This is a genomic window from Kitasatospora sp. NPDC093558 (assembly GCF_040683475.1).
GTDB lineage: Bacteria > Actinomycetota > Actinomycetes > Streptomycetales > Streptomycetaceae > Kitasatospora.
On sequence record NZ_JBFBDY010001287.1, the window covers coordinates 1 to 1,196 of the forward strand.

The following is a 1,196-nucleotide window of genomic DNA, read 5'->3' on the forward strand; positions in this document are numbered from 1 at the left end:
GCCGTCGGCCGCCGCCTCCGGCGGGGCGAGCGAGCGCCGGACGTTGGTGCCGAGCCGCGGGCGGGGCTCGACCAGGCCTTCGCGTTCGAGCTCGCGGTAGGCCTTCAGCACGGTGTTGGGGTTGATCGCGGTCAGCTCGACCACCTCACGGGCGGTCGGCAGCTTGTCCCCGGGCTGCAGGAGGCCCAGCCGCAGGGCCTGCTTGGTCTGCTGCACGATCTGCTGGTACGTGGAGACGCCGCTGCGCCGCTCGATGCGGTACTCGATCACACCCGTTGCGGCCTTTCACTAGTTCAATAGTGGAATGGTGGCCCACTGCGGCCTGCGGGTCAAGCGGGACCGGGGGGTGGCGGGGCGGACCGCGGCCGGTCAGGGGCGTTTCAGCAGGAGCAGGTCGTCCTGGTCGATCAGTGGCCGGTACCCGCGCTCCCGGTACTCCGCGACCATGCGGCGGGTGACGGCGATGGCGCACGGCGACTGCACGGTCGGGTCGCGAAGGTCGACGGCGACCCACTCCGGCGCGGGCCCGACCGGCGGCCGGCAGACCAGGGTGACGACCGCCCGGTGGGTGAGCTGCGCCGCGAGCCGGTTGGACGAGGCGACCGTGGCGTCGTCGGGTATCAGGTCGAGCATCGCCCGGGTCTCGGTGAGGCGCGGCGGGGTCCGCCAGGCCTCGGGCATCACGGCCTCGTGCAGCGGGTAGAGCGGCAGGGTCACGGCCGTCACCAGGGCGCTGACGGCGAGCGCGCGCCGGATCCGGCGGCGGTCGGACCGCCGGACGACGTCGATCAGGGCGGCGATCACGATCGGCATCAGCACCGCGCTGTAGTGGTAACTGACGCCCCAGTAGTTCGGATTGGCCGACAGCAGGCGCCAGGCCAAGGTGGGCACGCAGAGCAGGATGAGCGGCGAGCGCAGGCCGAGGAACCCGGCGGTGGCGGCGAGCAGGAACAGCAGCAGCCACTTGACCGGGGGCCAGACCAGGCGTGCGGCCAGGGAACCGGCCGAGGGGTGCCCGTTGCCGTCCATCTGCTGCCAGTAGTCGAAGCCGCCGGTCGGATTGAACGACGGGAGGACGACGAGCACGGTGAGCGCGGTCGCGGCGAGACCGGTGGCCGCGAGGACCAGGCCGGGCACCGGACTGCGGCGGTTCTGCCGGGCGCCCTGGCCGTGCCCGTCTCGCCGGGCTTGCCAGG

General features: G+C 73.1%; 2 protein-coding genes. Both read right to left on the reverse strand.

The window, feature by feature from the left end; translation table 11 throughout:
• On the reverse strand, positions 1–270 hold a 270-nt coding region (locus AB0O00_RS40425; RefSeq protein ID WP_363659650.1), incomplete at its 3' end, for a GntR family transcriptional regulator.
• Between the two features lie 99 nt (positions 271–369).
• The coding region (locus AB0O00_RS40430; RefSeq protein WP_363659651.1) for a DUF2079 domain-containing protein at positions 370–1,196 on the reverse strand (827 nt) is incomplete at its 5' end.